This is a genomic window from Hymenobacter bucti (assembly GCF_042681145.1).
Classification (GTDB): Bacteria; Bacteroidota; Bacteroidia; order Cytophagales; family Hymenobacteraceae; genus Hymenobacter; species Hymenobacter bucti.
Map to the genome: position 1 here is coordinate 212,223 of NZ_JBHUFD010000018.1, position 7,560 is coordinate 219,782.

Consider the following 7,560-nt stretch of genomic DNA (forward strand, 5'->3'; position numbering starts at 1 on the left):
GGCCTTCAACGGATGTTGAAGGCCTCTGCGCTAACGTCTACCTAGGTAGCAAAAACTTAACTTAATTTAGCCAAGCTGGCCTTGATGCGGGTGAACGCCTCGGTTAATTTCTCATCGGCGGCGGCCGTGCTGAAACGCATGCAGTCGGGCGCGCCAAACGAGTCGCCGCCCACCGACGACACGTGCGCGTCGTTGAGCAGGTACAGCGCCAAGTCGCCCGAGTCATTGATGACGGTGCCCTCGGGCGTGTGGCGGCCGAAGAAGGCGGCCACGTTGGGGAAGATGTAAAAGGCGCCCTCGGGCGTGGGCGTTACCATGCCCGGGATGTCCTTGGCGAGGTTCAGCACCAGGTCGCGGCGGCGGTGGTAGGCGGTCACCATCTCGTCGGCCGAGGCGCGGCCACCTTGCAGGGCGGCTAGGCCGGCGCGCTGCGCAATGGAGCAGGTGCCTGAGGTAATCTGACCCTGGAGCTTGTCGCAGGCGGCCGCAATGTCTTGGCGAGCCGCCATGTAGCCTAGGCGCCAGCCCGTCATGGCGTAGCCTTTCGAGAAACCATTAACCGTGATAACCTGGTCTTTGATGGCGTCGAACTGCGCCAGACTCACGTGCTCGCCGGTGAAGTTGATGTACTCGTAAATCTCGTCGGCCAGGGCAAAGATGCCGGGGTGCTGCGCCAGCACGTCGGCAATGGCGCCCAGCTCGGCGCGGCTGAACACGGCGCCGGTGGGGTTGCAGGGCGAGGAGTACATCACGAGCTTGGTGCGCGGCGTGATGGCGGCGGCAAACTCGGCGGCCGTCACTTTGTAGTCGTTTTCGAGGCTACCCATGATGGGCACCGGCACGCCGTCGGCCAGCTCCACGATGGCGGCGTAGCTCACCCAGTAGGGCGAGAAAATGATGACTTCATCGCCGGGGTTCACCAGCGAGAGCACGGCGTTGGTGAGCGACTGCTTGGCGCCGGTGCTCACCACAATCTCGGTGGGCTTGTAGGTTAAGTTATTCTCGCGCTGCAATTTATCGCAGATGGCCTGGCGCAAATCGAGGTAGCCGGGTACGGGCGTGTAAAACGTGTAGCCTTCGTCGAGCGCCCGCTTGGCGGCATCCTTGATGTACTGCGGGGTTTGGAAGTCGGGTTCGCCAAAGCTCAGGTTAATCACATCGACGCCCTTGGCGGCCAGCTCGCGGCTTTTCTTAGCCATGGCGATGGTGGCCGACTCCTGCATGTTCAGGATGCGGTCGGAGAGGTAGGCAGTGGGGTCGGCCGCAGCCGGGGCCGGCGAAGAACTAGGTGACATAAGCTTAGGCGAATAACTTAAAATGTGCGAGTAGCAAAAGTATTAGTTCGCGCCGGGTTGTGCATGAAATAAAGCGATTTTAAGCTATATTTTTTTGGCTTTCTTCAAGGTCGCGGGCGCCTAGGCAACTATTTTCCTCCTTTCGACGCCTTTGGCAGCGCAGCCAACAGACTGTTTGCCTTATGTCGCTTCTCCGTGTTCCGTTTAGTAAGTGGCTCAAGGCCGGGCTGCTCAGCATCAGTCTATTGGGCCCGCTGGCCGCCGGGGCGCAGGCGCCCGGCACGCCCGTGGACCTACGCTGCGAGTACCTCACCAACCCCCTGGGCTTGGACGCGCCCCGGCCCCGCCTGACCTGGCGCCTGCACGACGACCGGCGCGGGGCGGTGCAAGCGGCTTACCAGCTCACGGTGGGCCCCGATTCGGCGGCCGTGGCGCGGGGCGCCGAATCGGGCTGGACGTCGGGCCGGGTGCTCTCGGCCCGGCAGCTGGTAGCGTATGGCGGGCCAGTTTTGCGGCCGTTCACGAAATACTACTGGCGGGTGCGGGCCTGGGGCGGGGCGGGCGCAGCCGCCGCGAGCCAGGTCGCCAGCTTCGAGACTGGTATGATGAGCCAGGCGAACTGGCAAGGCACCTGGATTAGCGACTCGCGCGACGTGGCCCTGCGGCCAGCGCCGTACTTCCGCAGCACGTTTGAGGTACCTAGGGGCCTGAAAGCGGCGCGGGCCTACATTGCGGTGGCGGGCTTGTACGAGCTGTACATCAACGGCCGGAAGGTGGGTAACCACCGCCTCGACCCCATGTACACGCGCTTCGACCGCCGCACACTGTACGTGACCTACGACGTGACGCCCTACCTGCGGCCCGGCAAAAACGCGGTGGGCGTGCTGCTCGGCAACGGCTGGTACAACCATCAGTCCACGGCCGTGTGGTACTTCCACGAGGCGCCTTGGCGCAACCGGCCCGCGTTTTGCCTCGACCTGCGCCTGACCCAGGCCAGTGGCGCGGTCACCACCGTGACTTCGGGCCTGAACTGGAAAACGGCCCTGAGCCCGCTGGTATTCAACAGTATCTACACCGCCGAGCACTACGACGCTCGCCTTGAGCAGCCCGGCTGGAACACCGCCGCCTTTGACGATGCTAAGTGGAAGCCCGTGATGCCGCGCGCCGCGCCCTCGGCGCGCATCGTGGCGCAGGCATTGCAGCCCATCCGCAACGTGGAGGCCATCCCGACCAAGGCCGTGGCCAAGCTCAACGACACGACCTACGTGTTCGACCTAGGGCGTAATATTTCGGGCGTCAGCCAACTGCGGGCGCAGGGGCCGGCGGGCACCGTGCTGCGCCTCAAGCACGGCGAGCGGCGCTACCCCGATGGCCACGTTGACCAGTCGAACATCGACGTGCACTACCGGCCCACTGATAAGAGCGACCCGTTTCAGACCGATATTTTTACCCTCGGTGGTAAAGGAGAGGAGGTCTTCATGCCATCCTTTAATTACAAGGGATTTCAGTACGTGGAGGTGACCAGCAGCCGGCCCCTGGCCCTAGGTGCCGGTAGCCTCACGGGCTACTTCATGCACAGCGACGTGGCGCCGGTGGGGCAGGTGAAGTCGGCCAACCCGACGCTGGACAAAATCTGGTGGGCCACGAACAACTCGTACTTATCCAACCTGTTTGGCTACCCCACCGACTGCCCCCAGCGCGAGAAAAACGGCTGGACCGGCGACGCTCACATCGCCAGCGAAACCGGCCTCTACAACTTCGACGGCATCACCATCTACGAAAAGTGGCTGGCCGACCACCGCGACGAGCAGCAGCCCAACGGCGTGCTGCCATCCATTATTCCGAGCAATGGCTGGGGCTACGAGTGGGGCAACGGCCCCGACTGGACCAGTACCATCGCCATCATCCCCTGGAACATCTACCTTTTTTACGGCGACTCGAAGCTGCTGGCCGACTGCTACGGCAACCTCAAGCGCTACGTGGACCACATTGAGGCGCGCAGCCCGACCGGCCTCACCGACTGGGGCCTGGGCGACTGGGTGCCGGTAAAATCGAAGTCGCCGGTAGAGCTGACTTCCTCGGTGTATTACTTTACTGATGCCAGCATTTTGGCCAAGGCGGCCAAGCTGCTGGGCCACCCCGCCGACCACGCCCGCTACGCGGCGCTGGCCCAAAAAATCCGGGCCGCCATCAACGCCAAGTACCTCAACAGGCAAACCAACCTCTACGGTAGCGGCGTGCAAACCGAGCTGAGCGTGCCGCTGTACTGGGGCGTGGTGCCCGACGAGCTGCGGGCCAAAGTGGCGGCCAACCTGGCCCGCCGGGTGGCCGCCGACAACTACCACCTCGACGTGGGCCTGCTCGGCACCAAGGCCATCCTAGGGGCCCTCAGCGACAACGGCCAGGCCGACGTGGCCTACCGCCTGGCCGCCCAGGAAACCTACCCCTCCTGGGGCTGGTGGATGGCCAACGGCGCCACCACGCTCTACGAAAACTGGCCCATCGACGCCAAAAGCGACATTTCGATGAACCACATCATGTTCGGCGAAATCGGAGCCTGGCTCTACAAAGGCCTGGGGGGCATCAAGCCCGACCCCGCGCAGCCGGGCTTCAAAAACGTGCTGCTCACGCCGCACTTCGTGGCGGGCCTGGCCCACTTCGAGGCCAGCCACGAGGGGCCCTATGGCACCATTCGGTCGGCCTGGCAGCAGCACGGAAGCGCCGTGGCCTACACCGCCACGGTGCCCCCCAATGCCACGGCTACGCTGCTGCTGCCCGTAGGCGCCGGCCAGGCGGTGTACGAGGCGGGCCAGCCGCTGGTGTCCTCGCGGTCGGGCATCCGGGTGGGCAAGGTCGTGGGGCCGCTGCGGCAATACCAGCTGGCCGCGGGCACTTACCGGCTGGCCATTCGGTAGCGCTACTGGGAGGCGCGGCCGCACAGCTGGCCAGCGGCCCTACTATGGCCGGGGTCGGGGTTGCCCGCCGCTTTAGCCGCCGGGCAGCCGCTGCCGTATGCACCCTGGCTGATGCGGCCTTCTTCCCGCTGGTATTTCGCATGTCTACTGACCTTCTCAACGGCTTCGGCAGAGTTTACCTACGCATTGCCTACGACGCGCCCAACCACTGGGTCCGCAACGAGTGGATAGGTGAGCAAACCTACATCGGCATTCTGGCCGGGGCCGATGCCTGCCTGCCGCCCCTGCGCGAAAACCGCTGCGCCTACCTGCTCAACGACAACAGCCGGGTAGTTGGGCCCTGGGACCACGCCGTGGAGTGGGTAGTATCTAACTGGGCACCCCGTGCCATTGCGCAGGGCCTCACGCACTTCGCCAACGTAGTCAGCCCAGAAGCCCTGGCTGCTAGCTCGGCCCAGTCCATGGCCCTCGGCCTGAGCGGGCAGCTCCAGCTGCACCTGTTTGACAACCTGGAAGCCGCCCAGGAGTGGCTGCGCGAGGCTCAGCAGCAAGCCAAAACGCCGCTTGGGCGCTGAGGATGAGCGTAGAGCCAGGAATGCTCTGCGGGGTGCTCCCTAGGTATTGTCCTGGCGCCTAGCCGCCGCCCAGCCGGCGCCAGCCGCGCCAGAGCACCCGCAGGTCGCTTTCGGGCTCGTAGTCTTTGGCGTACAAAAACTCGAGGCGCTGCCGCGCCGCTGCCGACAGCGTGGCTGGGGCAGCGGCCGTGTCGGCGGGCGACAGAATGGCCCGGTCGGCCGGGCCGCCGGGAGTGTAGCGCAGGCCCACCCAGCTGCGCTGGCCCAGCAGCACCTGCCAGATGTGGGGCAGCAGCCCCGCCGGCCGGCGCTGCGCCCACACCAGCAGCGGGGCCGCCAGCAGCAGCGCCAGGCTGGCCATCAGGTCGAGCCGCCGCTTGCCGCGGCGCTGCGCCGGCTGGTAGAGCCGCAGCGGCGGGGCCAGGGCGTAGTAGTCGCCGGGGGCGTTTTTGCGGCTGCTGCCAATGATGTACTGGCTGTCTTCGGGCAGAATCTTGTAGGCGACCCTAGGGCGGGTGGGCAGGCGCTGGAGCAGGTCGATAATCTGGCCGGCGGGCAGGTCTTTGCCGCAGAAAACCAGCTCGTTCAGCTCGTAGAGGCGCATCAGGTCGGGCAGCTGGCCGAGCTCACCTAGGTAGTCGCGAGTGGGTACGGCCGGCTCCGCGCCCACCGGGGCAACGTAGCCCACCACGTTGGCCGGCACCTTGGCGGCGGCCAGCAGCAGGCGCACCCGCTGGCTCTCGGCCGCCGAGCCCACGATGGCCAGCGTTTTGGTGCGCGGCTCGCTGAGGCGCAGGTGGCCGTGGCGGAGCCAGTGGACCAGCAGCCGCCGGCCCACCAGCACCACCAGCGCCCAGGCGCCCCCCAGCAGAATGAGGGCCTTCGAAAAGCGCCAGCTATCCAGGAAGTTAGACACGGCCGAAATCAGCATGGTGCCCACCGCAATGCCCCGCACCACCCACCCGGCGCGGGCCCGGCGGTCGTAGCCCCCGCTGAGCCAGGTAGCCGCCAGCCACACCCCGATGTAGGCCGGCACCGCCACCAGCATGTACTGCGGCGGAAAAGGCGTGCGCTCGTACTTGTAATTGGCCTCCCAATAAACTTTTAGCGCATAGATACCCGCGTAAAGCAGGCCCGCATCGAGCAGCAGGGGGGCAGCCCGCGTGGCGAGGCGTTGGCCCAAGGCGGCGCTGGCCCGCAGCCAGATGGCGATGTTGATGAGCTTGGTAAACAGCCCGGCGCGACCCGGCGCAAAGTGCTTTTGGGCAAAAATGGCCATGGCCCGGTAAAACACGAACACGTAGTTGACGCTCGTGCGCTTGGTGCTCTCGCCCTTGTAGTGGATGATGCGCGCGCCCGGAAAGTACCAGTTTTGCCAGCCGCCCTGCGTGAGGCGATACGAGAGGTCGATGTCCTCGCCGTACATAAAATAGTCCTCGTCGAGCAGGCCCACCTGGTCGAGCGCAGCCTTGCGCAGCAACATGAAAGCGCCGCTGAGCACCGCCACTTGGTGCGGCTGGCCTGGGTCGAGAAACCCGAGGTGGTAGCGCCCAAACGTGCGCGAGCGCGGGAACAGCCAGGCGAGCCCAAAAATCTTGTAAAACGCTACCCTAGGCGTCGGTAGCCCGCGCTTACTCTCGGGCAAAAAGCGGCCCTGGCCATCGAGCATCTGCACGCCTAGGCCGCCGCAGCCGGGGTGCTCGTCCAGAAAGGCGCAGCACCGCCGAAAAGTGTCTTCCTCCACCAGCGTGTCGGGGTTGAGCAGCAGCTGGTACTGGCCCGTGGCCTGGCGCAGAGCCTGGTTGTTGGCTTTCGAAAACCCCGGATTGTCGTGGTTTTCAAGGAGAATAACCTCAGGGAAACGGGTCCGCACCATGCTCACCGAGTTGTCGGCCGAGTGGTTATCGACCACGAACACCTCTACCGGCTGCCCTAGGCGCTCCGCCGCCTGACGCACCGACAGCAGCGCCTGCTCCAAAAAGTAGCAGACGTTGTAGTTGACGATGATAACGGAGAGCTTCACCACGGGGCAGCGAAGTTATACCTAGACCAGCCTGCGAGAGCCGGTAAAATGACGAAGCTACCGGCCAAGCGCGCCTACTAGGCGGGCCCAACCGGTAGCTCTGCACTCGATGCCAGCTTGGCTACGCTAGCGCGCCTGGCGCTGGCGCTCCACAATGCTGCGGCCCAGCGTAATCTCGTCAGCGTACTCTAGCTCGCCGCCCATCGGGATGCCGCGGGCGATGGTGCTGATATTCAGGTTCTCCACCTCGCGCAGGCGGCGCGACAGGTAAAAGGCCGTGGTGTCGCCCTCCATGGTGGGCGAGATGGCCAGGATAATCTCGCGGATTTCGGAGTCCTCGGCCGTGGTGCGCGCCACCAGCGAATCGACGTGCAAGTCGGCCGGCCCCACGCCCTCGATGGGCGAAATAACGCCCCCCAGCACGTGGTACACGCCTTGGTACTGGCCGGTGTTTTCGATGGCAATCACGTCGCGCACGTCGGCCACCACGCACACCGTGCTGTGGTCGCGCAGCTGGTTGCCGCAGATGCCGCACTCCGTGCTGTCGGAAATGGAGTGGCAAGTGAGGCAGTACGTGATGTCGAAACGCATTTTGGCCAGCGCCTCGGCTAGGTTGGCGGTGGTGTCGCTCTCAGCCTTCAGCAGGTGCAGCGCCAGGCGCAGGGCCGTTTTCTTGCCGATGCCCGGGAGGCGCGACAGCTCCACTACCGCGTTTTCAATCAGTTTGGAAGGAAAATCCATGCGTATTTGTC

The 7,560-nt window shown here is 64.9% G+C and carries 5 protein-coding genes; 2 read left to right on the plus strand and 3 right to left on the minus strand.

The features are described 5' to 3' along the window. Positions 1 to 56: 56 nt before the first annotated feature. Complete coding sequence (locus tag ACFSDX_RS20025; protein ID WP_382316804.1) at positions 57 to 1,295, minus strand: pyridoxal phosphate-dependent aminotransferase; 1,239 nt, start codon at positions 1,293 to 1,295, stop codon at positions 57 to 59. Between the two features lie 182 nt (positions 1,296 to 1,477). Here ACFSDX_RS20025 and ACFSDX_RS20030 point away from each other — a divergent pair, with 182 nt between their 5' ends. Then, positions 1,478 to 4,210 carry an alpha-L-rhamnosidase gene (locus tag ACFSDX_RS20030; protein ID WP_382316806.1) on the plus strand — a complete coding sequence of 911 codons (2,733 nt, stop codon included), beginning with the start codon at positions 1,478 to 1,480 and terminating at the stop codon, positions 4,208 to 4,210. 140 nt (positions 4,211 to 4,350) lie between these two features. Beyond that, the gene (locus ACFSDX_RS20035) at positions 4,351 to 4,785 is read left to right on the plus strand and encodes an STAS/SEC14 domain-containing protein (protein WP_382316808.1); all 435 of its coding nucleotides are present in this window, start codon (positions 4,351 to 4,353) and stop codon (positions 4,783 to 4,785) included. A 58-nt stretch (positions 4,786 to 4,843) separates the two neighbouring features. Here the strand turns inward: ACFSDX_RS20035 and ACFSDX_RS20040 are convergent, their stop codons facing one another. Together ACFSDX_RS20040 and recR are read right to left on the minus strand one after the other, a co-directional pair. Further along, positions 4,844 to 6,808: a glycosyltransferase family 2 protein gene (locus tag ACFSDX_RS20040; protein WP_382316810.1), complete on the minus strand. Its 1,965-nt coding sequence runs from the start codon at positions 6,806 to 6,808 to the stop codon at positions 4,844 to 4,846. Between the two features lie 126 nt (positions 6,809 to 6,934). Beyond that, entirely contained in the window at positions 6,935 to 7,549 is a 615-nt protein-coding gene (recR, locus tag ACFSDX_RS20045; RefSeq protein ID WP_382318194.1) for a recombination mediator RecR, read from the minus strand. Positions 7,550 to 7,560: the final 11 nt, after the last annotated feature.